Source organism: Luteimonas pelagia, from assembly GCF_054776035.1.
Map to the genome: position 1 here is coordinate 619,028 of NZ_BAAHCG010000002.1, position 26,591 is coordinate 645,618.

Sequence of the window (26,591 nt, forward strand, 5' to 3'; positions counted from 1 at the left end):
GCCTCACTCCGGGTCGTAGTCGAGCAGGGTCGCGAGCCAGCGCTCCGCCTGCGCGACCGGGACGCCCTTGCGGCGGGCGTAGTCCGACACCTGGTCCCGTCCCACGCGCCCGACGACGAAATAGCGGCTGTCCGGATGGCTGAAGTAGTAGCCGGACACGGCCGAGGCCGGGTACATCGCGAAGGATTCGGTCAGCCTGATCCCCGCGCGGGCCGGCGCATCGAGCAGGCGGAACAGCGTGGCCTTCTCGCTGTGCTCGGGACAGGCCGGGTAGCCGGGGGCGGGGCGGATCCCGCGGTAGGACTCCGCGATCAGCGCGTCGTTGTCGAGGGACTCGCCGGGCGCATAGCCCCAGTCCGCGGTCCGCACGCGCTGGTGGAGGCGTTCGGCGAACGCCTCGGCCAGGCGGTCGGCCAACGACTTGAGCAGGATCGCGCTGTAGTCGTCGTGCTCGCGTTCGAACCGCGCCAGGTGGGGTTCGATGCCGAGGCCCGCCGTGACGGCGAACATCCCGATCCAGTCGCTGCGCCCGCTGTCGCGCGGCGCGACGAAGTCGGCCAGGCACAGGTTGGGACGCTCGACCGGCTTGTCGGCCTGCTGGCGAAGGAAGTGCAGGGTCTCCGGCGTGCCGTCGACGTCCACGACGACGTCGTCGCCCTCCGAATGCGCCGGCCAAAGGGCGTACACGGCACGCGCGGCGAGCCAGCGTTCGGAGACGACCCGGTCGAGCATCGCCAGCGCGTCGCGGTGGAGCTCGCGCGCCTGCGGGCCGACGACGGGATCGGCGAGGATCGCCGGGTAGCTGCCGGCCAGCTCCCAGGTCTGGAAGAACGGCGTCCAGTCGATGCAGGCGACCAGATCGTGGAGCGGCTGGTCGTCGATGACGTGCAGGCCCGGGCGGCTCGGCGCCGGCGGGGCGTACACGTCCCAGCCGCCATCGAACGCGCGCGAGCGGGCGTGCTCGAGCGACACCAGGCGCTTGCCGCCGTCGCGGTTGCGGTGGCGTTCCCGGATGCCGGCGTAGTCGGCGTCGTTGGCCGCCACGAACGGGGCGCGCCGGTCGGGGGACACCAGCGACTGGGCGACGCCCACGGCACGCGAGGCGTCCTTCACCCACACCGTCGGCGCCGCGTAGTGCGGGTCGATGCGCAGCGCGGTGTGGGCCCGCGAGGTCGTGGCGCCGCCGATCAGCAGCGGCATCGCCAGGCCCTGGCGCTGCATCTCGCGCGCGACGTGCGACATCTCCTCCAGCGACGGCGTGATCAACCCGGACAGGCCGACCAGGTCCGCCTCGTGCTCGCGCGCCGCGTCCAGGATCGCCTGGGCGGCGACCATCACCCCCAGGTCGACGACCTTGAAGTTGTTGCAGGCCAGGACCACGCCCACGATGTTCTTGCCGATGTCGTGCACGTCGCCCTTGACGGTGGCCAGCACGATCGTGCCATTGGGCTTGCCGGCGCCGCCGCCGCGCGCCTTCTCCGCTTCGATGAAGGGCAGCAGGTGCGCCACGGCCTTCTTCATCACCCGCGCGGACTTGACCACCTGCGGCAGGAACATCTTCCCGGCGCCGAACAGGTCGCCGACGACGTTCATGCCGTCCATCAGCGGCCCTTCGATCACCTCGAGCGGTCGCGTCGCGGACTGGCGCGCCTCCTCGGTGTCGGCCTCGACGTGCTGGTCGATGCCGTGCACCAGCGCGTGCGCGAGGCGTTCGTGCACGGGCCTGCTCCGCCAGGCGAGGTCCTCGACCGGGGCTTCGCCCTTCTTCCCGCGGTAGCGCCCGGCGATCTCGAGCAGGCGCTCGGTGGCGTCGGCGCGGCGATTCAGGACCACGTCCTCGACGCGCTCGCGCAGGTCGGCGTCGAGGTCGTCCACCAGCGGCAGCGCGCCGGCGTTGACGATGCCCATGTCCATCCCGGCGGCGATGGCGTGCTGCAGGAACACCGCGTGGATCGCCTGGCGGACGGGCTCGTTGCCGCGGAAGGAGAAGCTGACGTTGGAGACGCCGCCGGAGACATGCGACGCGGGGAACCGCCGCTTGAGTTCGCGCGCGGCCTCGATGAAGGCGACCGCGTAGCCGTCATGCTCGGCGATGCCGGTGGCGATGGCGAAGACGTTGGGGTCGAAGACGATGTCCTCGGGCGGGAAACCCACCCGGGTCGTCAGGAGCCCGTACGCGCGGCTGCAGATGTCGACCTTGCGCGCGACCGTGTCCGCCTGGCCATCCTCGTCGAAGGCCATGACCACGACGGCGGCGCCGTAGCGGCGGACCAGCCGGGCCTGGCGCAGGAACTCGGCCTCGCCCTCCTTGAGCGAGATCGAGTTGACGATGCCCTTGCCCTGCAGGCACTTGAGCCCCGCCTCGATCACGTCCCACTTGGACGAGTCCACCATGACCGGGATGCGGGCGATGTCCGGTTCGGCGGCGATCAGGCGCAGGAACTCGACCATCGCGGCCGCGGAGTCGAGCAGGCCCTCGTCCATGTTGACGTCGAGCACCTGCGCGCCGGATTCCACCTGCTGGCGCGCGACGGCGACGGCCTCGTCCAGCCGGTCCTCCTTGATCAGCTTCCGGAACCGGGCGCTGCCGGTCACGTTGGTGCGCTCGCCGACGTTGACGAAGTTGGACGCCGGGGTGATCTGGAGCGGCTCGAGGCCGGCCAGGCGCGTGTGGCGGGGCAGGGTACGCGCGCCCATCGTCATCTCAGGCCACGTCCGCGAGGCGGGGCAGCACGCGCGGTGGAATGCCTTGCACCGCCTCGGCGATCGCGGCGATGTGGTCCGGCGTGGTGCCGCAACAGCCGCCGACGAGGTTCAGCAGGCCGTCGCGCGCGAAGGCGGACAGGATCGAGGCCATGTCCCCCGGCGTTTCGTCGTAGCCGCCGAAGGCGTTGGGGAGGCCGGCATTGGGATGGCAGCTGACGTGGGTGTCGGCGACCTGCGAGAGGGCGTCGATGTGCGGCCGCAGTTCCTTCGCGCCGAGCGCACAGTTCAGCCCGATCGCGATCGGCCCGGCATGGCGCAGCGAATACCAGAACGCCTCCGCGGTCTGGCCCGACAAGGTGCGGCCGGAGGCGTCGGTGATCGTGCCGGACACCATCACCGGCACGCGGTGGCCGGCGGCGGCGAAGGCGTCCTCGATCGCGAACAGCGCGGCCTTGGCGTTGAGCGTGTCGAAGACGGTCTCGACCATCAGCACGTCCGCGCCGCCCTCGAGCAGGCCCTCCGCCGCGTCCCGGTACGCCGCGGCGAGATCGTCGAACGACACCGCGCGGAAGCCGGGCCGGTTCACGTCCGGGCTGAGCGAGGCGGTGCGGTTGGTGGGGCCGAGCACGCCGACCGCGAAGCGGGGGCGGTCCGGCGTTGCCGCTTCCGCGGCGTCGCAGGCCGCGCGGGCCAGGCGGGCGCCTTCCCGGTTGAGTTCGCGCGCCAGGTGCGACAGGCCGTAGTCCTCCAGCGGGATCGCGGTCGAGTTGAAGGTATTGGTCTCGACCAGGTCGGCGCCGGCGGCGAGGTACTCGGCGTGGATGTCGCGGATGAGGTCGGGCCGGGCGAGGCTCAGCAGGTCGTTGTTGCCGCGCTGGTCGCGCGGTTCGCCGCCGTGGTCGCGGTCGAACCCCCCGGCGAACCGCTCGCCGCGGTAGTCCGCCTCCTCCAGTCCGTGGCGCTGGATCATGGTGCCCATCGCGCCGTCGAGCACGAGGATGCGCCGGGCGAGCGCGTCGAACAGGCGCCGGGTCCGGCCTGGATCCTTCCACGCCAGGGTGCCCGCGGCAGTGGCATCGACCTCGTTCATGGCCTGGTCCCGATCAGCGAGACCACCTCGAAGTGCGGCGGGCGCTTCTCGCGGGTGACCGTCTCGCAGCCATCGACGACCAGACCGGCCTTCTCGACGAACCGCCGCAGGTCCTTCTCGGGGAAGCCGAGGTTGACGTGCCCGTACGCCTCGACCACCGCGCGGTGGCCGTGGCGCGCCAGGCTCGACAGCAGCAGCCGCCCCCCGGGCCGCAGGACGCGGGCTGCCTCGGCCACCGCCTGCGCGGGACGCTCGGCATACGTGAGCGCGTGCATCATCACCACCAGGTCGAACGCCGCCTCCGGCAGGGGCAGGGCGTGCATGTCGCCCTCGACCACCTCCACGTTCCGGTGCCGGGCCAGGCGCTCTGCGGCCGCCGCCACCACGCGCGGGCTGGCGTCCACGCAGACGTAGCGGCCCGAATGCGGCGCCAGCAGTTCGGCGAGCACGCCGTCGCCCGAGGCGATGTCGAGCACGTCGCCGGGCGAGAGCAGCGGCAGCGCCGAACGCGCCAGGGCCTCCCACGTGCGGCCGGGGGAGTAGTGGCGCTCCATGTCGCCGGCCACCGAGTCGGCCCAGTTCTGGTCGGCCGCGCGGTGCGCGAGCACGCCGGGGACGCGCGCGGCGTCCTGCCGCAGGAGCGGGTCGTCGCTGCCGGTGGAGATGGATTCCCAGAGCGCGCGCTGCGCCGGATCGAGCGTCGCCTCGTCGAAGCGGTAGTAGGCGGACACGCCGGCACGGCGGTCGCGCACCAGGCCGGCGTCCTTGAGCTTCGCCAGGTGGGTGGAGACGCGGGGCTGCGCGAGGCGGGTGATCGCCGAGAGTTCGGCGACGGTGAGTTCCTCCCGCTCGAGCAGCGCCAGCAGGCGGACCCGGGTGGCGTCGGCGAACACCTTGAGGTGGCTGGACCAGCCTTCCAGGTCCATCTTCATCCGTCCATCGCGATACAGCGATGAAGAGTCTGGCGGCGCGCGGTGGCGGGGTCAAGCGCCGCGGTGGGGAGCGCGCCCGGGCGTTGGCGACGGCCTCCTGCAACCGCATCGGGCAGGCGGGTCCGGCAAGGGCCGCCATCGCGGGCGCCGCCACCGAGCCGGTACAATTCCCGCTCTTGTCCCGCCCGCAAGGAAATGCCGTGGATTTCGGATTCACCGAAGAGCAGTTGATGATCCAGGACGTGGCGCGGCGCATCGCGCGCGAGAAGATCGCGCCGTCCGCCGAAGCCTTCGACCGGTCGGGCGAGTTCCCGCTGGAGAACATGAAGCTGCTCGGCGAGAACGGCCTGATGGGCATCGAGGTGCCGGCCGAGTACGGCGGGGCCGGGATGGACCCGATCGCCTACGTCCTGGCGATGGTCGAGGTGGCCGCCGCGGACGCCGCGCACAGCACGATCATGTCGGTGAACAACTCGCTGTTCTGCAACGGCATCCTGACCCACGGCACCGAGGAGCAGAAGCAGAAGTACGTCCGCGCGATCGCCGAGGGCCGGGAGATCGGTGCCTTCGCCCTGACCGAGCCGCAGTCCGGCTCCGACGCCACGGCGATGCGCTGCCGCGCGGTCAAGCGCGACGATGGCAGCTACGTGATCAACGGAAAGAAGAGCTGGATCACTTCCGGCCCGGTGGCGAAGTACTTCGTGCTGTTCGCCATGACCGACCCCGACAAGGGCGCGCGCGGCATCACCGCCTTCCTGGTCGATGGCGACCGCGAGGGATTCCACCGCGGCAAGACGGAGCCGAAGCTCGGCATCCGCGCCTCGGCCACCTGCGAGATCGAGTTCCAGGACTACGTGGCCACGCCCGACGAGGTGCTGGGCGAGGAGGGCCACGGCTTCAAGATCGCCATGTCGGTGCTGGACGCCGGCCGGATCGGCATCGCCAGCCAGGCCATCGGCATCGCTCGCGCCGCCTACGAGGCGACGCTGGAGTACGTGAAGGAGCGCAAGGCGTTCGGCCAGCCGATCGGCGCGTTCCAGATGACCCAGGCCAAGATCGCGGACATGAAGTGCAAGCTCGACGCGTCGCTGCTGCTCACGCTGCGCGCGGCCTGGGCGAAGGGCAAGGGCGGGCGCTTCACCACCGAGGCCGCCGTCGCCAAGCTCACCGCCTCGGAGGCGGCGATGTGGATCGCCCACCAGGCGGTGCAGATCCACGCCGGCATGGGCTACTCGAAGGAAATGCCGATCGAGCGCTACTTCCGCGACGCCAAGATCACCGAGATCTACGAGGGCACCAGCGAGATCCAGCGGCTGGTGATCGCCCGCCACGAGACGGGCCTGCGTTGAAGCACGTTCCGCCCAGGGTGGTGGTCGCCGCCCCGCCGGTCGTGGCGGCCGTGCCCGTGTGTCCCGGGGACGGGGCCGCGGGTACGGGCCGCGAACGTCCAGGCGAAACCGAATCCGAGCCTCCTGGCCGGGTCCCAGGCGCGAGTCAGCGCGGACGCCGGCAGGAATCCAGCTTCTGAGGGCGCGCCCGCGCCCGAACAAGACCAGAGAGTGACATGACCAGCGCCATGCCGACCGTCGCCCGCTGCGACGCCGTTTCCCTCGCCCCGATCCACGCCGCGCTGCGCGAGCGCCTGCCCAAGGCCCGCCACGACGAAGCCGTCGCCTTCGCGACCGCGTTCTACCAGCGCATGAACGAGGACGAATATCCGCTGCACGAGCCCGACGGCTGGGCGGCGCTGGCGGCGGATTTCCTGGAGTTCGCGCGCAAGCGCAAGCCGGGCACCGTCAACGTGCGCCTGTTCAACCCGACCCGCGCGAAGCACGGCTGGGACACGCCCCACACGGTGCTTCAGGTCGTCAACGACGACATGCCGTTCCTGGTCGACTCGGTGACGATGGCGCTGGCGGAACTCGGCATCGGCGTGCACGTGCTCGGCCATCCGGTGGTCGCGATGGTGCGCGACCGCGGCGGCAAGCTGATCAAGGCGGGCGAGGGCGACGGCGAATCGCTCATCCACCTGGAGATCGACCGCCAGCCGGCCGAGGCGATGCCGGCGATCGAGGAGAAGATCCGCCGGGTCCTCGAGGACGTGCGCGCGATCGTGGTCGACTGGGCCGCGATGCGCGAGAAGATGCTGGAGATCGCCGAGGACCTGGCCGAGCGGAGGCTGCCCGTGTCCGACGCCGGTCGCCGCGAGGCGCAGGCCTTCCTGCGCTGGGCCGCCGCCGACCATTTCACCTACCTGGGCTACCGCGAGTACGCGGTGGTCAAGCGCAAGGGCGAGGAAGTGCTGGTCGCCGACACCGACAGCGGCCTGGGCCTGCTGCGCGGCGAGGACGCCGGCAAGCCGCGGCCGCTGAAGTCGCTGGCCGCGCACTACATGCCGCAGTCGGGTTCGGTCGATGCGCTCATCCTGACCAAGACGAATGCCCGGGCGACGGTGCACCGCCCGGGCTACATGGACTACATCGGCATCCTCAAGTTCGACGCGGACGGCAAGCCGGTCGCCGAGCAGCGGTTCCTCGGCCTGTACACCTCCAGCGCATACAACCGCCGCCCGTGGGACATCCCGCTGGTGCGCGACCGCCACGAGTACGTGATGCGCCAGTCGGGGCTGGCCCCGGCCGGCCACAGCGGCAAGGCGCTGCGGCACATCCTGGAGTCGCTGCCGCGCGACGAGCTGTTCCAGTCGAACGAGGAGGAACTGTACCGCACGAGCGTGGGCATCCTCGGGCTGCAGGAGCGGGTGCGCAGCAAGCTGTTCGTCCGGCGCGACCGATACGGACGCTTCTTCTCCGTGCTGGCGTACATCCCCCGGGACCGCTTCAACACCGACGTGCGCCGGCGCATCGAGGCGATGCTCAAGCGCGCGCTCAACGGCGAGCACATCGACACCACCGTGCAGGTCGGCGAGTCCCCGCTGGCCCAGCTGCACCTCATCGTGCGGCCGCGCCCGGGCGAGGCGGTCGAGGTCGACGACGAGGCGCTCGAGGCCGAGCTGGCGGAGATCGTCCGCAACTGGCACGACGACCTGCGCGAGCAGCTCGTCGAGCGCCACGGCGAGGAACAGGGCCTGGCCCTGGCCGAGCGCTTCGGGCGCGCGCTGCCCGCCGGCTACATCGAGCACATGACACCCGCGCTGGCCGCGGCCGACGTCGAGCACCTGGCCGCCCTAGAGGACGAGCGCGACCTGCGGATCAGCCTCCACCGCCGGCGACCCGGCGATGACGGCGTGCCGCGTTTCGAGATCAAGCTCTACCGGCACGACGACAGCCTGCCGCTGTCGGACGTGCTGCCGGTGATGGAGCACATGGGCCTGCGCGTGGTCACCGAGTACCCGCACCGCGTGGTGACCGACGACGGCGTGAGCTACATCCAGGACTTCGAGATCGAGGCGGCCGGCGGCGCCGCGGACCTGGATCCGGAACGCGTCGGCCGCGTGTTCGAGGAGGCCTTCACGCGGATCTGGTACGGCGACGCGGAAAGCGACGGGTTCAACCGCCTGATCCTGTCCGCCGGCCTGGACTGGCGGCAGGTCGCGATGCTCCGCGGCTACGGCAAGTACCTGCTGCAGGTCGGCGTGCCGTTCTCGCAGAGCTACGTCGAGGAGACGTTCGCGCGCTACCCGCTGCTCGCCCGGCTGCTGGTCGAGTTGTTCGAGGCGCGCTTCCACCCGGCGACGGGCAGCGAAGCCGAGGCCGACATCGCCGAGGGCCAGGCGCGCCTGCGCCGCCAGCTCGAGGCGATCGGCGGGGACGGCGAGGCGGTGCGCGCCGCGCTGGAGCCGGTGGTCGAGGCGCGCGCCGGCACCCGGGAAGCGCAGATGGAGGCGACCCGCAAGGCGCTGCACGCGCTGTTGGACACCGTGTCCAGCCTGGACGAGGACCGCATCCTGCGCAGCTACATCGGCGTGATGGACGCCACGCTGCGCACCAGCCACTACCAGATGGACGAGGACGGGCGCCCGCGCCAGTACGTCAGCTTCAAGTTCGACTCGGCCAAGGTGCCGGACCTGCCGAAGCCGCGCCCCTACCGCGAGATCTTCGTCTACGGCCCGCGCGTGGAGGGCGTGCACCTGCGCTTCGGCCCGGTCGCGCGTGGTGGCCTGCGCTGGTCGGACCGCCGCGAGGACTTCCGCACCGAGGTCCTGGGCCTGGTCAAGGCGCAGATGGTCAAGAACACGGTCATCGTGCCGGTCGGCGCGAAGGGCGGCTTCTTCGCCAAGCGGCTGCCCGTCGGCGGCGACCGGGACGCGGTCATGGCCGAGGGCATCGCGTGCTACCGGATGTTCATCAACGGCCTGCTCGAGATCACCGACAACCTGGTCGACGGCGAGGTGGTTCCGCCGCGCGACGTGGTGCGCCATGACGCGGACGACCCGTACCTGGTCGTCGCGGCGGACAAGGGCACGGCGACGTTCTCGGACATCGCCAACGGCATCGCGGCAGAGCACGGGTTCTGGCTCGGCGATGCGTTCGCGTCCGGCGGCTCGGTGGGCTACGACCACAAGGGCATGGGCATCACCGCCAAGGGCGCGTGGGAATCGGTCAAGCGCCATTTCCGCGCGTTGGGCCGCGACTGCCAGAAACAGGACTTCACCGTGGTCGGCGTCGGCGACATGTCCGGCGACGTGTTCGGCAACGGCATGCTGCTGTCGAAGCACATCCGGCTTGTGGCCGCGTTCGACCACCGCCACGTGTTCCTGGACCCGGACCCGGACGCCGCGCGCTCGTTCAAGGAGCGCCAGCGGATGTTCAAGCTGCCGCGCTCGAGCTGGGAGGACTACGACGCCTCGGTGATCAGCGAGGGCGGCGGGGTGTTCCCGCGCTCGGCGAAGTCGATCCCGGTCTCGCCGCAGGTGCGCGCCGCGCTCGGCCTGGACGCCTCGGTCGAGGCGCTCAGCCCGGTCGACCTCATGAAGGCCATCCTGAAGGCGCCGGTCGACCTGCTGTGGAACGGCGGCATCGGCACGTACGTGAAGTGCAGCCTGGAGACGCATGCCGACGTCGGCGACCGCGCCAACAACGCGCTGCGCGTGGACGGCCGCGAGCTGCGCTGCCGCGTGGTGGGCGAGGGCGGCAACCTCGGCCTGACCCAGCTCGGCCGAATCGAGGCCGCGCGCCACGGGGTGCTGCTCAATACCGACTTCATCGACAACTCGGCGGGCGTGGACACCTCGGACCACGAGGTGAACATCAAGATCCTGCTCAACGGGCAGGTCCAGAAGAAGAAGCTCTCGCTCGAGGCGCGCAACAGGCTGCTGGCCGACATGACCGACGAGGTCGAGTCGCTGGTGCTGGTGGACAACTACCGCCAGAACCAGGCGATCAGCCTGATGGAGCGGATGAGCGTGCCGCGCCTGGGGTCCAAGCAGCACTTCATCCGCACGCTCGAGTCGCAGGGCCTGCTGGACCGCCAGCTCGAGTTCCTGCCCTCGGACGCGGAACTGGCCGAGCGCAAGGCGCGCGGCGAGGGCCTGACCCGTCCGGAACTCTCGGTCCTGCTGTCGTACGCGAAGCTGGTGCTCTTCCAGCAATTGCTGGCGTCGCGTGTCCCCGAGGATCCGTACCTGTCCAAGGAACTGGTGCGCTACTTCCCCGAGCCGCTGCAGAAGAAGTACGCGAAGGCGATGGAGGACCATCGCCTGAAGCGCGAGATCATCGCGACTGCGGTGACCAACTCCATGGTCAACCGCATGGGTGCGACCTTCACCCTGCGCATGACCGAGGACACCGGCCGCAGCGCGGCCGAGGTGGCCGAGGCCTACACCATCGCCCGCGAGGCGCTCGACGCCCGCGCGCTGTGGTCGCAGATCGACGCCCTCGACGGCAAGGTGGCGGAGTCGGCGCAGATCGACGCGCTGCAGGCGATCTGGCTGCTGCTTCGCTCCATGTCGCGCTGGCTGCTCGGCCGTCCGGGCGCGATGCCCGAGATCGCCCCGGCCGTGGCGCGCTTCGCGCCGGGACTGGAGACGATCCGCGGCGCGCTGCCGGGCATCCTGTCCGGCAACCACAAGGCCGCGTACGAGCGCCGGCTCAAGGCGTGGCGCGAGCGCGGCATGCCCGCCCCGCTGGCCGCGCAACTCGCCGGCCTGCCGCTGCTGGACGCGGGCTGCGACATCGTCGAGGTGGCGATCGACCGCAAGCTGGATCCGGCGCGGGTCGCGCAGGTCTATTACGCCTTCGGCGACGCGTTGCACGTGCCGTGGCTGCTCGAGCAGATCGACGCGCTGCCGGTCGAGGGGCGCTGGCATGCGCACGCGCGCGGCGTGCTACGCGACGAACTGCGCCTGCAGCAGCGGACGCTGGTCGGCCACGTGATCGCCACCGCCGGCAAGACGCCGCCCGGCGAGCAGGTCGACCACTGGCTGGAGCGCGACGATCCGGCGCTCCGGTTCACCCAGGCGATGTTCACCGAACTGCGCACGCAGAAGGCGCTGGACTACCCGACGGTGTCCGTGGCCGTGCGCCGCCTGGCGCAGATGGCGGCCGAAGCCGGCGCCTGACGGTCCGGGCGCGGCCCGCGTCAGCGCGGGCCGCGTTCCTCGCGTGGCCTGGCCTTGCGGTCGCTGAGGATGGCGCTCAGGACGATGCCGACCCCGAGCGCGGCGGCGAACAGGAACAGGACCAGCGCGATCGCCGGATAGCCGAACAGGCGCACCGAGCTCTCGACCCGCATCAGCATCGCCGCGCCGACGATCAGCGCGGCCGTGATGATCCCGGCGCTGATGCGGTTCGCGATCTTCTGCAGGTTCTCCAGCAGGTGTGATTCCTCCAGCCCCGTGATGCGCACCTGCATCCGGTTGTCGGCCAGCAGGCCGAGCAGGTCCGAGACCTTGCGCGGGGCCTCGCGCACCAGCGCCTGCAGCTCCATCGCCTCGCTGGCAAGGTTCGCCGGCGAGAACGACTTGCGCAGGCGCGCCCGCATCACCGACTGCAGGTGGTCCTCGATCACGCGCTTGACGTCCAGCTCCGGGTCCAGCGCGTCGGCCACCTGTTCCAGGTTCAGCAGCGTCTTGCCCAGCAGGCTCATCTCCGGCGGCGTGCGCAACCCGCAGCCGGTGGCGATGCGCACCAGCTCGAGCACCATGCGGCCCTCGGACAGCGCCTGCGAACCGGAATGCGCCGCGTAGCGGCCGACCAGCTGCGCGACCTCGCGGATGAAGCGACCCTCGTCGAAGTCCTCCAGCCGCGTGCCCATGCCGATGGCCTCGCTCGCGGCCTCCTCGCCGCGGCCGTCGACCGCCGCGAACAGCAGCTTCAACAGCCGGTCGCGCTGCTTCGGCGGGACGTGCGCGACCATGCCCAGGTCGAGCAGGGCGAGCCGGCAGTCGGCGGTCACCAGCAGGTTGCCCGGGTGCGGGTCGGCGTGGATCTCGCCGTGCACGAAGACCTGGTCCAGGTAGCCGCGCATCAGCGCCGAGGCCAACCCGCCGAGGTCCTGCTCGGTCCGGCGGACGCCGGAGACGTCGGTGGCCTTGGTGCCGTCGACCAGCTCCATCGTCAGCACGGTCCGGCGGGTGAGGTCCCAGACCGGCTTCGGCACGAACAGTTCGGGGTAGTCCCGGAAATGCATGTCGAAGCGGTCGAGGTTCTCGGCCTCGATCCGGTAATCGAGCTCGGCCAGCAGGGTCTTCCGGAACTCGTGCACCCAGTCGGCGAATTGCAGGCGGCGGCCCAGGTCGGTCATCGTGTCGGCGCGCCGCGCGAGCGCCGCCAGCGCGTCCAGGTCGTCGCGGATCAGGCCGGTGATGTCCGGGCGCTGCACCTTGACGGCCACGCGCCGGCCGTCGCGCAGCGTGGCGCGATGCACCTGCGCCAGCGAGGCGCAGCCCAAAGGGGTCTCCTGGAAGTCTTCGAACACCTTGCCCAGGCGCACGCCGAGCGCCGCCTCGACCTGCTCGCGGACGTCGGCGAACGGCACCGGCGCCACGTCGTCCTGCATCCGCTCGAGCGCGGCCAGGTAGGGCGGGGGGACCATGTCCGGCCGGGTGGAGAGCGCCTGGCCGATCTTCACGAAGGTCGGCCCGAGGGCCTCCAGGTCGGCGACGAACGCCTCGGGGCGGCCGTCGTCGGGCGCGGCGTGTGCGTCGGTCTCGGCCGCATCCAGGTCCAGCCCGGTGAACACGCCGGCGCTGCGGTACTTCAGCAGGAAACCCAGGATCTGCGCCGTGCGCGTGGCGCCGCGGGGGTGTTCGGCCATGGGGCGGGGTTCCTCGTCGATCGCCTGGTCAGTCGGGCGAGGCTAGTGCCCACCGCGTCAACGCGGCTTCATCGCCGCCCCTCAGTCGGCCCGGACCCAGACCGAGTGCGTGCGGCCGTCGGCGCCGCTGCGCTCCTCGACCGTGTAGCCGTCCTGGTCCTCGACCAGGTCGCGCAGCTTGCGGTAGCCATAGGTGCGCGAGTCGAAGTCCGGGGCCAGTCGCTGCAGGTTGCTGCCGACGGCGCCCAGCTGGGCCCAGCCGCTGTCGTCCGACGCGGCCTCCACGGCCTGGTCGAGCAGGGAGGCAAGCTTCCGGTCGCGCGAGGGCGGGCGCTTGCGTGCGGCCTTGCGCGCCGTGCCCTTGTCCGAGGTCGAGGCGGTCTCCTCCCCCAGGTTCTCGGTGTAGATGAACTTGTCGCAGGCGGCCACGAACGGATGCGGTGTCTTGCGCTCGCCGAAGCCGTAGACGGTCAGGCCCTGTTCGCGGATGCGCGCGGCCAGGCGGGTGAAGTCGCTGTCCGACGACGCGATGCAGAACCCGTCGAGCCGCCCGGTGTACAGCAGGTCCATCGCGTCGATGATCAACGCGCTGTCGGTCGCGTTCTTCCCCGTGGTGTAGTTGAACTGCTGGATCGGCTGGATGGAGTGCTCGAGCAACCCCGCCTTCCAGCCGCCGAGGTGGCCGGATGTCCAGTTGCCGTACGCCCGGCGCACGCTGGCGGTCCCGTACTTGGCGATCTCCGCCAGCAGTTGCGGCAGCTTGGCGGGGTTGCTGTTGTCGGCGTCGATCAGCAGCGCGAGACGCTGGCTGGTGCTGGCGTCAGGCATGGGGCCTCCGGTGCGCGGGCCTCAGCGGGCCGGCGGAACGATGTGCAGGAGCTCGCCGTCGTCGTGGTCGGTGACGACGAACAACTGTCCTTCGGTGTCGACGGTCACGTCGCGGACGCGGCGGCCCATGTCGCCGAGCAACCGCTCCTCGCCGGCGATGCGGTCGCCGTCGAGCGACAGGCGGATCAGGTTGCCGTCGGCCAGCGCGCCGAGGAACAGGCTGTCGTTCCACGCGGATTCCGGATGCCCGGTGAGGAACGCCATCCCCGAGAGGCCGGGCGACTTGCCCCACACGTGGTGGGGCGGGACCGTGCCCGGCGCCGTCTCGCCCACCGCCTCGGGGATCGGCAGGCCCGAGTAGTTGATGCCGTGCGTGGCCAGCGGCCATCCGTAGTTGGCGCCGGGCACGGGCAGGTTGATCTCGTCCCCACCGCGCGGGCCGTGCTCGGCGGTCCACAACCGCCCGGTGCGGGGATCGAGCGCGGCGGCCTGCGGGTTGCGGTGGCCGTAGCTCCACACCGCGGGATGCGCGTCGCCACGGCCGGCGAACGGGTTGCCCGCCGGGATCGAGCCGTCGGGCATCAAGCGCACGACCTTGCCCTGCAGCTTTCCTAGGTCCTGCGCGGTAGGGCGGTCGTTGCGTTCCCCGAACGTGGCGAAGAGGTGGCCCCCGCGGTCGAACACCAGGCGCGAGCCGAAATGGTTCGGCCCCACGAGCTTGGGCACCTGGCGGAACACCACGTCCACGTCCGACAGGCCGTCGTCCCCCAGGGTCGCGCGCGCGATCGCGGTGCCGGCGGTGTCGCCGTCGCCGGCCTCGGCGTAGCTGAGGTAGATGGTGCGGTCGGCGGCGAAGGTCGGCGAGAGCGCGACGTCGAGCAGGCCGCCCTGGCCGTTCGCCCAGACGGCGGGCACGCCGGCGAGCGGTTCGGACACGACGCCGTCCCGGGTCACGATGCGCAGCGCGCCGGGGCGCTCGGTCACCAGCAGGCGGCCATCGGGCAGCGCCTCCACCGCCCACGGGTGGTCGAGCCCGCCGGCGACCTCGCGGACCTGCATGCCGTCGGCCGGCGTCGTCGCCGCGGCGGGGCCTGCCGGGCGCGCCTCGCCGTTGCCGGCAGTACAGGCGCCGGCGAGCAGCGCGACCGCGAGCGGCGCGAGCAGGCGGGGCGAAGGAAGACGGAGACTGCGCATGGGCGGGTCCGGGTGGGCGGGGGCGTCAACGGTAGCCCGCGGCTTGCAGTTCGAACAACTCGGCGTAGCGGCCGCCCGCGGCCATCAGCTCGGCATGCGTGCCGGAGGCTTCGATCCGCCCGTCGTCGAGCACCAGGATCCGGTCGGCCATGCGCACGCTCGAGAAGCGGTGTGAGATCAGGACCGCGGTGCGGTCGTCCGAGAGTTCCTTGAAACGCTGGAAGACCTCGAACTCGGCCCGTGCATCCAGCGCGGCGGTGGGCTCGTCGAGGATCATCACCTGCGCGTCCCGCATGTAGGCCCGGGCGATCGCGATCTTCTGCCACTGGCCGCCGGACAGGTCCACGCCGGTGCGGAAGCGCCGGCCGACCACCTGGTCGTAGCCGCCGGGCAGGGCGGCGATGACCTGGTCGGCCATGGCGCGGCGTGCTGCCTCGCGGATGCGCGCGTCGTCCCCCATCGCGTCGATGCGGCCCACGCCGATGTTCTCGCCGGCGGTCAGGTGGTAGCGCACGAAGTCCTGGAAGATCACGCCGATGTTGGCGCGCAGGTCGTCCAGGTCGTAGTCGCGCAGGTCGCGGCCGTCGAGCAGGATGCGGCCCTCGTCCGGGTCGTAGAGGCGCGCGAGCAGTTTCACCAGCGTGGTCTTGCCGGCGCCGTTCTCGCCGACGAGGGCCAGCACCTCGCCCGCCCGCAGCTCGAAGTCGAGATTCCGCAGCGCCCACCTGGCCGCGCCCGGGTAGCGGAATCCCACGTCCTCGAACACGAACCCGCGCGTGACGGGCCGGGGCACCGGCACCGCGTCCGGACGCGAGACGATCTCCGGCTCGATGCTGAAGAAGGAGAACAGGTCGTCCAGGTACAGCGCCTGCCCGGCGACCTGCGAGAAGCCGACGAGGATGCCTTCGAGCAGCTGGCGCAGTCGCAGGAAGCTGCCGGCGAGGAACGTCAGGTCGCCGATCGTGAAGTCGCCGCGGACCGTGCGCCATGCGATGTAGGCGTAGGCGGCGTAGTAGCCCATGGACCCGAGCGCGGCCAGCAGCGTGCCCCAGAACGCCCGCCGCCGCGCCAGCGCGCGGTTGGCGCGGAAGAAACCTTCCGCCAGCTGCCGGTAGCGCGCGATCAGGAAGCGGTGCAGGCCGAAGATCTTCACTTCCTTCGCGGTCTCGACGCTCGCGCCCATCTGCCGCACGTACTCGAGCTGCCGGCGCTCCGGCGTCCACGCGAAATTGAGCGAGTAGCCGAGCGCGTTGAAGTGGGACTCGCCGATGAAGGCGGGCACGAGCGCCACGAGCAGCAGCACGATCAGCCACGGTGCGTAGACCAGCAGGCCGATCGCGAACGTCACGACGGTGATCGCGTCCTGCACCTGCCCGAACAGCATGCTCATCAGGTTCATCCGCCCCATCGTCTGGCGGCGGGCGCGATCGAGCTTGTCCTGCAGGTCCGGGTCCTCGAAGTCCTCCAGGTCCAGCGTGGCCGCGTGCTCCATCAGGCGGATGCTGGTGGCGTTGGTGAACAGCTCCGAGAGCAGGCCATCGGCGTACGACACCAGGCGCCCGAGCAGGTCGCCGGCGATCGCGAGGGCGAACTCGAGCAGCAGCAGGCCGGCCAGCGGCGCGAGCGTGCCGTCGCGCCACGCGGCGATGGGGTCGGGCAGGCCCGCGCCGGCCAGTCGCACGACCTCGTCGATGATCAGCTTGCCGACGTAGAGCATCGCCACCGGCAGCAGCGCGCGGACGACGCGCAACCCGAGGCTGGTGAGCGTCAGCACGCGGCTGGTCGCCCAGATCTGGCGCAGGAACGGCGGCAGGTTGCGCAGCGCGCCGAGGCGTTCGCGGAAGCTGGGGTGCGGCCCGGGCGGCGTGGCGTGGTCTGTCGGCATCGCGCGATCTTCCCCGAGGCGCGGCTGGCTGGGGTGAAACGTGGCTAGCGGCGGGCGGCGGTCCAGCCCAGGCCGACGGTGAACTGGCGCCCCGGCAGTGGCTCGAACGCCCGGCCGTTGGCCTCGTTGACGATGACCGAGCCAACCGCGACGCGATCGGCGAGGTTGTCGATGCGCGCGAACGCGTGCCAGCCCGGCATGCGCTGCGACCGCCAGCGCAAAGCGAGCGCGAGGCGCACGTGGCCCGGCGCGGCGTCGGTGTTGGCGTCGTCGACGGGAATCGCGGCGTTGCCCGCGGCCTCGAGCGCAAGCTCCAGGTCCGCGCGTGCGCGCCAGGCCAGTTCCGCGAACCCGTGCACGCGCGGGATGCCGGGGACGCGAGCGCCGGCGTCGACCACGCGGGTGTCGGCCACGCCGCCACGCACGACGCGGACGCTGTAGCCGTCCTCGAACGTCGCCTCGGTCCAGTTGCCGACCAGCAACAGGCGCCAATCCGCGCCGAGCGCGGCCTCCAGGCTGGCCTCGACCCCCTGGCGGCGGGTGCCCCCCGCGTTCGCGAAGCTGGTGCGGCCGCCGCTGCTGGTCGCGGGCACGATGTCGTCCTCGCCATCCACGCGCCAGGCCGTGACGCTGCCGCGCCAGGCGTCACCGCGCCAGCGCAGGCCGACCTCGGCGGTGTCGAACGTCGCTTCCCGGAGCGCGGTGTTGAACCCGGTGCCGCCGTCCGGCCGGTAGGCCAGCTCGACCACCGTCGGGGCCTCGAAGCCGCGGCCCGCGCTGGCGAAGGCCTCCCCCCAGGACAAGCGCCGGGCGAGCCCGAGCGAGACGGCCTGTCCGTCGAAGGTGCGCCGGCCGCTGTCGTCGCCGTTGCCGGGGGCGACGTACGCGTCGTCGGACACGAAGTCCAGCCGCGTCGCGCGCGCCGCGCCGAGTGCCGTCCACGCGGGCGCGAACCGCCATTCGGCGGACGCCCAGGCCGCGCGGCTGCGCACGGTGTTGTCCTCGTCGCGACGCAGCGCACCGCGCACGCCGAGCGTGTCGCCGCGGAAGTTCTCGAAGCCGCGCCGCCGTTCCCCGAGCCGGCCGGCGTCGATGCCGAACGCGAACGCGCCGTCACCGAACCGGCGGCGATGGCCGATCGAAACGCCCGTTTCCTCCCGCGCGAGATCGATGACGCCGCCCGAACTGGTGGGCGCGGCCTGCGCGCCGGGCGGGATCGACAGGAACTGCACGATCTCGCGCGAGACGACGTACGGCGCGACCCAGCTCTCGTGTCCGCTGGCATGGGCGATGCGCCAGTGCAGGCCGCCCTGGCGGTTGTCGATGCGCTTGCGGGTGTCGAACGCGATCGCGGCCGGGTCGGTCCCGTGCGGTTCGGTTTCCCACTGCGCACGGGTGAGGCCCAGCGGATCGTGCGTGTCCGGCTGCGCGAGCACGTCCGCGACCAGCCGGACCTCATGTCCCCCGGCGGGTCGCCAGCGCGCGGCGAGCCCGGCCTGCCGGCGGTCCGCGGCGCTGTGCTCGCGTGGACCGTCCGTGCGCAGCCAGGCGCCGTGCGCCCGCCACGCGAACGTATCGTCGTCGGTGCCGCCGTCGCCGCGCAGGGCGAGCCGCGTGGTGTCGTTCGAACCCGCCCAGGCCTGCGCGCGCCAATCAGGCGTCGTGCGGGGCGCCGTGGCGCCGACGATGGCCCCGCCCGGCGCGTTGCCGTATTGCAGGGCGAGCGGCCCGCGGACCACCTCGACGCGATCGAGCGCGCCCAGCGCGAACGGTGCCGCCTGGCCCTGGCCGTCCAGTGCGGTGGCCGGCACGCCGTCGACGACCAGCTGCAGCCCGCGGATCCCGAAGGTGCTGCGCGCGCCGAAGCCGCGGCTCTGGACCTGCACGTCCTGGGCGAGGTTCCAGCGCTCGAGCGCGAGCACGCCGGGCACGCGCTGCAGCGGCTCGGCGAGGCTGGCCTGGCGCTGGCCGTCCTGAAGTTCCGCGGCGTCGAGCACCGTCACGGCGCCCGGGAAGGACGAAAGGGCGGGCCGCAGGCCGGCGACGCGGATGGCGCCGAGGTCCACCGCGTCGTCCCCGCGCGTCGCGCGGTCCGCGTCCGGCGCGTCGTCCTGCGCGTGCGCGGGCAGCACCGGCGCCAGGCACGAGGCCAGCGCGGCGCCCGCGAACAGGCGCGCGGGAAGGGCGGCGGGACGTCGGTTTCGGGGCACGGGGGAGCGGTTCGGCGCGGCGCCCGAGCGTAGCGCAGGTCGCCGCGTGGCCGTGGCGGAACCGGACCGCATCGGCGCCGGCGGTAGAATGCGCGGTTTCCCACGCGCCTCCTGCCAACGTGACCCAGACCCCGCCCCGCCCCGGTCGCCAGCCCGTGTCGATCCGCCAGGAGGACCTGATCCAGTCGATCGCCGACGCCCTCCAGTACATCAGCTACTACCACCCCGTGGACTACATCCGCGGCCTCGCCGCGGCGTACGAACGGGAGGCATCGCCGGCGGCGAAGGAGGCGATGGCGCAGATCCTGGTCAACTCGCGCATGTGCGCGGAGGGCCACCGCCCGATCTGCCAGGACACCGGCATCGTCACCGTGTTCCTCGAGATCGGCATGGACGTGCGCTGGGACGACGCGACCATGGGCGTGGAGGACATGGTCCACGAGGGCGTGCGCCGCGCCTACAACCATCCCGACAACCGCCTGCGCGCGTCGGTGCTGGCCGATCCGGCGGGCAAGCGCACGAACACGAAGGACAACACGCCGGGCGTGGTGAACGTCAAGGTCGTGCCGGGCAACCGCGTCGACGTGATCGTCGCGGCCAAGGGCGGCGGCTCCGAGGCCAAGAGCAAATTCGCGATGCTCAACCCGTCCGACTCGATCGTCGACTGGGTGCTCAAGACCGTGCCGACCATGGGCGCCGGCTGGTGCCCGCCCGGCATGCTGGGCATCGGCATCGGCGGCACCGCCGAGAAGGCGATGCTGCTGGCGAAGGAAGCGCTCATGGAGCCGATCGACATCACCGACCTGCAGGCCCGCGGCGCGTCCAACCGCGCCGAGGAACTGCGGCTGGAGCTGTACGACAGGGTCAACGCGCTGGGCATCGGCGCGCAGGGCCTGGGCGGCCTGACGACCGTGCTCGACATCAAGGTCAAGGACTACCCGACGCACGCCGCCAACCTGCCCGTCGCGATGATCCCGAACTGCGCGGCCACGCGGCACGCGCACTTCACGCTCGACGGCAGCGGCCCGGTCGCGCTCGAGCCGCCTTCGCTCGAGGACTGGCCGGAGATCACGCTGGATGCGTCCAAGGGCCGGCGCGTCGACCTGGACAGCCTGGCCCGCGAGGACGTCGCGGCCTGGCAGCCGGGCGAGACCCTGCTGCTCAACGGCAAGCTGCTGACCGGCCGCGACGCCGCGCACAAGCGCATCGTCGGCATGCTCGACCGCGGCGAGCCGTTGCCGGTCGACCTGCGCGGCCGCTTCATCTATTACGTCGGCCCGGTGGACCCGGTGCGCGACGAGGTCGTCGGCCCGGCGGGCCCGACCACCGCCACGCGGATGGACAAGTTCACCGAGCAGGTGCTCGATCAGACCGGGCTGCTGGGCATGGTCGGCAAGGCCGAGCGCGGGCCGGCGGCGATCGAGGCGATCCGCAAGCATCGGTCGGCCTACCTGATGGCGGTCGGCGGCGCGGCCTACCTGGTGTCGAAGGCGATCCGCGCGGCGCGCGTGGTCGCGTTCGAGGACCTCGGCATGGAGGCGATCTACGAATTCGAGGTGCGCGACATGCCGGTCACCGTGGCCGTCGACAGCCGGGGCACCTCCGTGCACCAAACCGGCCCGCGCGAATGGAAGGCGCGGATCGCCGGCATCCCGGTGGTGGTGGAGCCGGCCTGAGCGGCCGGCCCGGTCCGCGTCAGAGCTGCGAGCGGAACGGGATGACGAACTTCTCCATGAGCTTCGTGGAGAGCGGGCGCGCCTTCCAGGTGGCGTAGTCGTAGCGGACCGCGTCCTCGAGGTCGCGCTCGAACACCGCGGTCATCTCCGCGGCGAAGCCCGCGTCGTAGATGTTCAGGCTGGCCTCGTCGTTGAGCCGGAACGAGCGCGGGTCCATGTTGGTCGATCCGACCGAGACCAGTTCGCGGTCGATGATCAGCACCTTGCTGTGCAGCATCGTCGGCTGGTACTCGTAGATCTCGACGCCGCCCAGCAGCAGCTCGCCCCACGAGCCCTTGGAGGCGAGCTTCACCGTCTCCGAATCGATGTGCTCGCCCGGCAGCAGCACGCGCACGCGCACGCCACGATGCCGGGCGGCCAGCAGCGCCTCCACCAGCAGTGCGTCGGGGACGAAATACGCCGCGGTGATGTCGATCGTTTCCTCCGCCGCGGCGATCGCCATCAGGTACATCAGGTGCATGCTCTCCGCGCCGCCCGCGGGGGAGGCGAGGAACAGGTGCGCGGGCATGTCGCCGGCGGGCTGGAGCGGGGGGAAGTATTCTTCGCCGTTGAGCAGCTCGCCCGTGGTCTTGACCCAGTTGTCGTTGAAGGCGGCCTGCACCTGCGCGACCACCGGGCCCTCGATCCGGAAGTGGACGTCGCGCCAGTGGTCCGGGTCCCCCGCGTCGCCCTGCCACTCGTCCGCGATGCCGACGCCGCCGGTGAAGCCGATGCGCCCGTCCACCACCAGCAGCTTGCGATGGGTCCGGTTGTTGAGCCGCGTGATCGAGTACCAGTGCAGCGGGCGGTAGCGCTGGACCTCGACGCCGGCCTTCTTCATCTGGTCCATCAGCGCGGCGTCCATCTTGATGCTGCCGGCCCAGTCGATGGTGACGTGGACGTCGACGCCGGCGCGCGCGCGCTCGGACAGCGCGTCGGCGAACTTCTGGCCGATCTCGCCCGACCAGTAGATGTAGGTCTCGAAGGTGATGGTGCGCCTGGCGGCGCTGATGGCCGCGAGCATCGCCGGGAAGATCTCGTGCCCGTTCTGCAGTGCCTCGACCCGGTTGCCCGGCAGGATCGACGGGCCGAGCATCACCGACATCTCGCGCCGGAACTGCGGGTCGGCGATCGCGTAGTGGTGCTCGATCTTGCGCTCGAGCTTCTTCTCGGGCGTGGCGAAGTTCACCGCGACGATCACGACCAGGATGGTCACGATGATGGTGATCACGATCGTGGTCATGCGTCGGCTCCAGCGCATTTGCATGCAGGTCTCCCCCAGTCGTCGCTCCGGCGGCTTTCCCGCCGACCCGGAGCGCGCGCCACTTTCGGACAGGCGCATTCAGCGCGGAGTGAAGCCCCGCGCCGTCACCACCACCAGGCGAACGCGAACAGGCCCAGCATCGCGAACGCGAGGGTGAGCTTGAGCACCGCGGCGATCACGATCCCGACCCACGTCCCCATGCCGACCTTCGCGGCGCGCGCGGCGTCGCGGCCATGGACCAGCTCGCCTGCCAGCGCGCCCACGAACGGACCGACGAAGATGCCGACGATCCCGAAGAACAGCCCGGCCACCGTGCCGACCGCCGCGCCCGCGAGCGCGAGCCGGCTCGCGCCGACCCGCTTGGCGCCGAGCAGCGTGCCGAGGAGGTCGATCCCCAGCGACAGCACCGCCATCACGCCGAGGATCACGACGGTGTGGCCGCCGACCTGCTGGTAGTCGCCCGCCCAGGCCGCCAGCCACATCCCGGCGAACACAAGCGGGACGCCCGGCAGCGCGGGCAGCACGATGCCGAGGACGCCGACGACCACCATGACGCCGGCGAGTAGGAAGAAGACGGCCTGCGAATCCATGCGTCGGGTTCCGTTGCATTGTGGGTGATCAGTGGCGGCGGACTATTGCGCGGTCCAGCCGCCGTCCACGGGCAGCGCGGCGCCCGTGAGGTTGTGCGCCTCGCGCCGGCACAGCCACACGGCCAGCGCGGCGATGTCCTCGGGCAGCGACATGCGCAGGCTCGGCTGCTTCTCGGACAGGAGCGATCGCACGCCGTCCTCGCGCGTGCCGCCGCCCTGGCGCGCGGCGATCTGCGGCTCGATGAGCGCCGTCTCCACCCAGCCGGGGCAGATGCAGTTGACCGTGACGCCACCGGTCCCGCGGTTGCCCGCGGCGGCGTACTCGAGGGCGGCGACCTTCGACAGGCCGACCAGCCCGAACTTGCTGGCCACGTACGGCGCCTTGTTGGCCGAGGCCACGAGCCCGTGGACCGAGGCAATGTTGACGACGCGGCCGAAGCCGCGCGCCGCCATGCCGGGCAGCGCGAGGCGCATCGCGTGGAAGGCGGCCGAGAGGTTCACGGCGAGGATTGCGTCCCATCGTTCCGCGGGCATGTCCGCGAGCGGGGCGGCGTGCTGCACGCCGGCATTGTTCACCAGGATGTCGGGCGCGCCCTCGCCGGCGAGCGCTTCGAGCATCGCCTCGACCTGGGCGGGATCTCGGAGGTCCGCCGGGAGGTGCCGCGTGCGACCCGCGCCGGCGGCATCGACGGCCGCACACGCTTCCGAAACCTGCGTTGCGTCGCCCAGGCCGTTGATCGCCACCCGCGCGCCGGCCCGCGCCAATGCGCGGGCGATCGCCAGGCCGATGCCGGACGTGCTCCCCGTGACGAGCGCGGTGCGTCCTTCGAGGAATCGATCGTCCATGCAGGGGTCCGGGTGGGGAGTGCGCACGCTAGCAGGATGCGGTGGCGACCGTCAGCACGCCTGCCAGGAGCGCGCCCGCCAAGGAAAAGGGCCGCCCTCGCGGACGACCCTTCGATTGACGCCGGTCGCGGGGATCAGCGCAGCCAGGCGCGGCCGTTGTAGACGCGCACGTAGGAACCCTCGCGGATCCCGCCCAGGTCGCTCTGGCTGACGACCACGGTGCGGCCGTCGTTCATGCGGACGTGGACGTTGTACTGGCCCGACGCCTGCACGCGGTTCTGGATCGCGTTGCCGGCGACCGCGCCGGCCACCGCGCCTGCGACGGTGGCGGTATTCTGCCGGCCCTCGCTCTCGTCGTCCGCCAGCTCGCGGCCGGCGGCCGCGCCGACGATGCCGCCGAGCACCGCGCCCGTGGCGTTCGGGACGCTGCTCCCGCTCGACGTCATGTCGATGCGGGTCACGGTGCCGCAGTCGTAGCAGGCGGTACTGCCGGAGGCGGGTGGCGGCGCGCCGTAGCCGTAGCCCGGGGAAGTGCTGGCGCAACCGGCCATCGCGACGGTGGCGGCGAGCGCCACGCCGATCATTCGGATGTTCATGCCTCTCTCCTTACGCGGTGGGGAAGCGGTGCGGACGCCGTCGAAGCCGACCCTGCGATCGCTCCGCGCCCGGAACCGCGGCCCACGCTAGGCCCGCCGACGTGAACCCGCCATCAACCCGGATGCCGCGTGCCCCCCCGCGCGTCCGCGGCGACCCCCGGCGTTCAGCGGTAGTCCTGGTGGCAGGCCTTGCATGCTTCGCCGAGCGATTCCAGCGTCGCGCCCAGGGCCTGGCAGTCGGACGGAGGCACCTGGATCGCCGCGTCCAGGCGCGCGCGCAGTTCCCCGGCATGGCCGGAGAAGCGGGCGTCGTCCTGGAGGTCCGGGAAGGCGGGCTCGATGTCGTCGGCGAGCGCGCGCATCGTCCGGAGGTGGGGCAGGGCATCCGTTGCCGCGCACCGGTTCTGGCCCTGCCGTTCCTGCAGCAGGCCCGAGTGCACGGCGAACAGGTTCATCGCCGCGTCGTGCCAGTGGTCCACCGGCGTCTTCCTGGACTCGATCGCGCGCAGCACCATCACCACGCCCACCGCACCGAGCACCAGCCCGAGCAGGAACAGGAAGAAGTAGCGCCCGGCGGCGTTCCCGGACTTCGGCGATTCGGCGCTCATGCGGTGCTCCCGTTTGGACCGGGCGAAAGTAGCACGCGGCCGGCGACCTTAGAATGCGTCCATGCAAAGGCACCTTCGCGACCGGTTCGCCGGCATCGACCGGCTCTACGGGACGGGCGCGGTCACCCACCTGTCCGCACGGCACGCGATGGTCGTCGGCCTCGGCGGCGTGGGCTCGTGGCTCGTCGAGGCGCTCGCGCGCTCCGGCGTGGGGCGGCTGACGCTGGTGGATGCCGACGATGTCTGCCTGTCCAACACCAGCCGGCAGTTGCATGCGCTGGAAGGTGGCTACGGACGCAACAAGGCCGAGGTCCTCGCGGAACGCTGCCGCGCGATCAACCCGGGCATCGACGTCGTGGTGGAGCCGCGGTTCCTCACCCCCGCGAACCTGGACGACCTGCTGGGACCGCCGTGCGACGTCGTGCTGGACGCCTGCGACAGCTTCCGCAGCAAGGTCGAGCTGGTCGCCTGGTGCCGGCGCCGGAAGCGGCCGGTGGTGGTCTCGGGCTCGGCGGGGGGGCGCACCGACCCGACCCAGGTCCGCGTCCGCGACCTGTCGCGCACCGAGCACGACGCGCTGCTGGCGCTGGTGCGCAAGAAGCTGCGCACGGACTTCAACTTCCCCCGCAACGCGAAGCGCTATTTCGGCGTGCCGGCCGTCTACTCGCTGCAGAACGTGCGGTACCCCCAGGCCGATGGCACGGTGTGCGGCACGCGCCCGGCGCTGGATGCCGACGCGGCGCTGAAGCTCGACTGCGGCGCCGGCCTCGGGGCGGCCACCCACCTCACCGGCGCCTTCGCCTTCGCGATGGCGGGCAAGGCGATCGAGCTGCTCCTGAAGGGCGCGGCGCCCCCGGGCTAGGCCGGAAAGCCGAACAACCGCGCGGCGTTGGCGGTGGTGGCGTCGGCGAGTTCGCCCGGCGGCATGTCGCGCAGCTTCGCGATCTCCTCCAGCACGCGCGGGAGCTTCCCCGGCTCGTTCCGCAGGCCCTGCGATTCGCAGTCCGGCTGGTCGGGCGCGTCCGTTTCGAGCAGGAGCCGTTCGAGCGGCACCGCCGCGGCGATGCGGCGCAATCGCCTGGCACGTGCATACGTCACCGGGCCGCCCAGCCCGATGTGGAAGCCGATGTCGCAGAGCTGGCGGGCCTGCTCCTCGCTGCCCGCGTAGCTGTGCACGACACCCCGCAGGCCGCCGGTGTCGCGCAGCGCGATGACCACGTCCTCGACCGCGCGACGGGCATGCACGACGACCGGGAGGTCGAAGTCGCGGGCCAGCGCCAGCTGGTCGCGGAACAGGCGCATCTGGCGATCGCGATCGAGTCCGTCGACGAAGTAGTCCAGGCCGCACTCGCCCACGGCCACCGGCGCCTCCCGTTCGATCCAGCCGGCGAGCTCATCGAGGTCCGCGTCCTCGTGGTCGTCGAGCAGCAGCGGATGCAGTCCGTAGCAGGCGTGCAGGTGGGGGTCGCCCGCGCAGGCGTCGCGCAGGCCCGGCCAGCCGGCGGCGTCGATCGCCGGGACCACGATGTCCCGCACCCCGGCGGCGCGGGCGCGGGCGACGACGTCGGTGCGGTCCGCGTCGAACTCGCGGACGTCCAGGTGGCAGTGGGTGTCCACCAGGACCATGTCAGCGGCCGTCGCGGCGGGATTCGCCCTCGATGACGCGATCGTCCGGGTCGCCCGGCCCGTCGCGGTCGCGGTCACGGTCCTTCCAGCCGGCGAACAGCAGGGCGGCGAGGCCGAGGATCAGTTCGTCGACGAACGGGAACGGGTCGGGCACGAACAGCGTCAGCAGGAACAGGCCCGCGGTGATCTTGAACAGGGTCGGGTACCGCAGCCGGCGGGCGAAGGCGAGCGCGGGGGCAAGCAGGGGGCTGGGCATGGGGCCTCCGGGGTCGTGCGGCCACGCTAGC

19 protein-coding genes are annotated in these 26,591 nt (G+C 71.8%); 4 read left to right on the forward strand and 15 right to left on the reverse strand.

The window, feature by feature from the left end:
• Positions 1–3: 3 nt before the first annotated feature.
• From metH to ACYU7H_RS08135, 3 genes are read right to left on the reverse strand one after another with little or no spacing between them, the layout of a single operon-like run.
• Positions 4–2,697 carry a methionine synthase gene (gene metH / locus ACYU7H_RS08125; RefSeq protein ID WP_460813743.1) on the reverse strand — a complete coding sequence of 898 codons (2,694 nt, stop codon included), beginning with the start codon at positions 2,695–2,697 and terminating at the stop codon, positions 4–6.
• A 7-nt stretch (positions 2,698–2,704) separates the two neighbouring features.
• Positions 2,705–3,796 carry a homocysteine S-methyltransferase family protein gene (locus ACYU7H_RS08130; RefSeq protein WP_460813745.1) on the reverse strand — a complete coding sequence of 364 codons (1,092 nt, stop codon included), beginning with the start codon at positions 3,794–3,796 and terminating at the stop codon, positions 2,705–2,707.
• On the reverse strand, positions 3,793–4,722 hold the full coding sequence (locus ACYU7H_RS08135) for an ArsR/SmtB family transcription factor (protein ID WP_460814012.1): 930 nt from the start codon (positions 4,720–4,722) through the stop codon (positions 3,793–3,795). Before ACYU7H_RS08135 ends, ACYU7H_RS08130 begins: the two co-directional genes overlap by 4 nt.
• A gap of 182 nt (positions 4,723–4,904) precedes the next feature.
• On the opposite strand from ACYU7H_RS08135, the gene ACYU7H_RS08140 reads away from it, so the two are divergent.
• Positions 4,905–6,077 carry an acyl-CoA dehydrogenase family protein gene (locus ACYU7H_RS08140; RefSeq protein WP_460813746.1) on the forward strand — a complete coding sequence of 391 codons (1,173 nt, stop codon included), beginning with the start codon at positions 4,905–4,907 and terminating at the stop codon, positions 6,075–6,077.
• A gap of 215 nt (positions 6,078–6,292) precedes the next feature.
• Complete coding sequence (locus ACYU7H_RS08145; protein ID WP_460813747.1) at positions 6,293–11,245, forward strand: NAD-glutamate dehydrogenase; 4,953 nt, start codon at positions 6,293–6,295, stop codon at positions 11,243–11,245.
• Positions 11,246–11,265: 20 nt separating this feature from the next.
• Here ACYU7H_RS08145 and ACYU7H_RS08150 read toward each other — a convergent pair whose 3' ends face one another.
• The 5 genes from ACYU7H_RS08150 to ACYU7H_RS08170 form a co-directional block, all read right to left on the reverse strand.
• Positions 11,266–12,942: an ABC1 kinase family protein gene (locus ACYU7H_RS08150; protein ID WP_460813749.1), complete on the reverse strand. Its 1,677-nt coding sequence runs from the start codon at positions 12,940–12,942 to the stop codon at positions 11,266–11,268.
• Positions 12,943–13,023: 81 nt separating this feature from the next.
• Positions 13,024–13,770 carry an NYN domain-containing protein gene (locus ACYU7H_RS08155; protein ID WP_460813750.1) on the reverse strand — a complete coding sequence of 249 codons (747 nt, stop codon included), beginning with the start codon at positions 13,768–13,770 and terminating at the stop codon, positions 13,024–13,026.
• 21 nt (positions 13,771–13,791) lie between these two features.
• On the reverse strand, positions 13,792–14,964 hold the full coding sequence (locus ACYU7H_RS08160) for a PQQ-dependent sugar dehydrogenase (RefSeq protein WP_460813752.1): 1,173 nt from the start codon (positions 14,962–14,964) through the stop codon (positions 13,792–13,794).
• A gap of 25 nt (positions 14,965–14,989) precedes the next feature.
• The gene (locus tag ACYU7H_RS08165) at positions 14,990–16,849 is read right to left on the reverse strand and encodes an ABC transporter ATP-binding protein (protein ID WP_460813753.1); all 1,860 of its coding nucleotides are present in this window, start codon (positions 16,847–16,849) and stop codon (positions 14,990–14,992) included.
• A 44-nt stretch (positions 16,850–16,893) separates the two neighbouring features.
• Positions 16,894–19,059: a TonB-dependent receptor family protein gene (locus ACYU7H_RS08170; RefSeq protein ID WP_460813754.1), complete on the reverse strand. Its 2,166-nt coding sequence runs from the start codon at positions 19,057–19,059 to the stop codon at positions 16,894–16,896.
• A 155-nt stretch (positions 19,060–19,214) separates the two neighbouring features.
• On the opposite strand from ACYU7H_RS08170, the gene ACYU7H_RS08175 reads away from it, so the two are divergent.
• Positions 19,215–20,735: a fumarate hydratase gene (locus ACYU7H_RS08175; protein WP_460814013.1), complete on the forward strand. Its 1,521-nt coding sequence runs from the start codon at positions 19,215–19,217 to the stop codon at positions 20,733–20,735.
• Between the two features lie 19 nt (positions 20,736–20,754).
• On the opposite strand, the gene ACYU7H_RS08180 is transcribed toward ACYU7H_RS08175, so the two are convergent.
• From ACYU7H_RS08180 to ACYU7H_RS08200, 5 genes are all read right to left on the reverse strand, one after another.
• Positions 20,755–22,017, reverse strand: coding sequence for a phospholipase D-like domain-containing protein (locus tag ACYU7H_RS08180; protein ID WP_460813756.1), 1,263 nt, complete (start codon positions 22,015–22,017; stop codon positions 20,755–20,757).
• A gap of 125 nt (positions 22,018–22,142) precedes the next feature.
• Positions 22,143–22,628 carry a DUF456 domain-containing protein gene (locus tag ACYU7H_RS08185; protein WP_460813757.1) on the reverse strand — a complete coding sequence of 162 codons (486 nt, stop codon included), beginning with the start codon at positions 22,626–22,628 and terminating at the stop codon, positions 22,143–22,145.
• 42 nt (positions 22,629–22,670) lie between these two features.
• The gene (locus tag ACYU7H_RS08190) at positions 22,671–23,474 is read right to left on the reverse strand and encodes a 3-hydroxybutyrate dehydrogenase (protein ID WP_460813758.1); all 804 of its coding nucleotides are present in this window, start codon (positions 23,472–23,474) and stop codon (positions 22,671–22,673) included.
• A 134-nt stretch (positions 23,475–23,608) separates the two neighbouring features.
• Positions 23,609–24,070: a glycine zipper 2TM domain-containing protein gene (locus ACYU7H_RS08195; RefSeq protein WP_460813760.1), complete on the reverse strand. Its 462-nt coding sequence runs from the start codon at positions 24,068–24,070 to the stop codon at positions 23,609–23,611.
• Between the two features lie 164 nt (positions 24,071–24,234).
• Positions 24,235–24,678, reverse strand: a complete 444-nt coding sequence (locus ACYU7H_RS08200; RefSeq protein WP_460813761.1) for a hypothetical protein — start codon at positions 24,676–24,678, stop codon at positions 24,235–24,237.
• 61 nt (positions 24,679–24,739) lie between these two features.
• On the opposite strand from ACYU7H_RS08200, the gene ACYU7H_RS08205 reads away from it, so the two are divergent.
• Positions 24,740–25,540, forward strand: a complete 801-nt coding sequence (locus ACYU7H_RS08205; RefSeq protein WP_460813763.1) for a tRNA threonylcarbamoyladenosine dehydratase — start codon at positions 24,740–24,742, stop codon at positions 25,538–25,540.
• Here ACYU7H_RS08205 and ACYU7H_RS08210 read toward each other — a convergent pair.
• Positions 25,537–26,304, reverse strand: coding sequence for a TatD family hydrolase (locus ACYU7H_RS08210; RefSeq protein WP_460813764.1), 768 nt, complete (start codon positions 26,302–26,304; stop codon positions 25,537–25,539). The two genes, ACYU7H_RS08205 and ACYU7H_RS08210, sit on opposite strands and share 4 nt — an antisense overlap.
• Before the next feature lies 1 nt (position 26,305).
• Complete coding sequence (locus ACYU7H_RS08215) at positions 26,306–26,560, reverse strand: DUF6116 family protein (RefSeq protein ID WP_460813765.1); 255 nt, start codon at positions 26,558–26,560, stop codon at positions 26,306–26,308.
• Between the last annotated feature and the right edge of the window lie 31 nt (positions 26,561–26,591).

Coding starts and splice junctions, on each gene's coding strand:
- ACYU7H_RS08215 (WP_460813765.1), bottom strand. CDS start 26,560: ATGCCCAGCCCCCTGCTTGCCCCCGCGCTCGCCTTCGCCCGCCGGCTG.
- ACYU7H_RS08135 (WP_460814012.1), bottom strand. CDS start 4,722: ATGGACCTGGAAGGCTGGTCCAGCCACCTCAAGGTGTTCGCCGACGCC.
- ACYU7H_RS08195 (WP_460813760.1), bottom strand. CDS start 24,070: ATGAACATCCGAATGATCGGCGTGGCGCTCGCCGCCACCGTCGCGATG.
- ACYU7H_RS08150 (WP_460813749.1), bottom strand. CDS start 12,942: ATGGCCGAACACCCCCGCGGCGCCACGCGCACGGCGCAGATCCTGGGT.
- ACYU7H_RS08180 (WP_460813756.1), bottom strand. CDS start 22,017: ATGACCACGATCGTGATCACCATCATCGTGACCATCCTGGTCGTGATC.
- ACYU7H_RS08160 (WP_460813752.1), bottom strand. CDS start 14,964: ATGCGCAGTCTCCGTCTTCCTTCGCCCCGCCTGCTCGCGCCGCTCGCG.
- ACYU7H_RS08185 (WP_460813757.1), bottom strand. CDS start 22,628: ATGGATTCGCAGGCCGTCTTCTTCCTACTCGCCGGCGTCATGGTGGTC.
- ACYU7H_RS08190 (WP_460813758.1), bottom strand. CDS start 23,474: ATGGACGATCGATTCCTCGAAGGACGCACCGCGCTCGTCACGGGGAGC.
- ACYU7H_RS08200 (WP_460813761.1), bottom strand. CDS start 24,678: ATGAGCGCCGAATCGCCGAAGTCCGGGAACGCCGCCGGGCGCTACTTC.
- ACYU7H_RS08165 (WP_460813753.1), bottom strand. CDS start 16,849: ATGCCGACAGACCACGCCACGCCGCCCGGGCCGCACCCCAGCTTCCGC.
- ACYU7H_RS08145 (WP_460813747.1), top strand. CDS start 6,293: ATGACCAGCGCCATGCCGACCGTCGCCCGCTGCGACGCCGTTTCCCTC.
- ACYU7H_RS08155 (WP_460813750.1), bottom strand. CDS start 13,770: ATGCCTGACGCCAGCACCAGCCAGCGTCTCGCGCTGCTGATCGACGCC.
- metH (WP_460813743.1), bottom strand. CDS start 2,697: ATGGGCGCGCGTACCCTGCCCCGCCACACGCGCCTGGCCGGCCTCGAG.
- ACYU7H_RS08130 (WP_460813745.1), bottom strand. CDS start 3,796: ATGAACGAGGTCGATGCCACTGCCGCGGGCACCCTGGCGTGGAAGGAT.
- ACYU7H_RS08205 (WP_460813763.1), top strand. CDS start 24,740: ATGCAAAGGCACCTTCGCGACCGGTTCGCCGGCATCGACCGGCTCTAC.
- ACYU7H_RS08210 (WP_460813764.1), bottom strand. CDS start 26,304: ATGGTCCTGGTGGACACCCACTGCCACCTGGACGTCCGCGAGTTCGAC.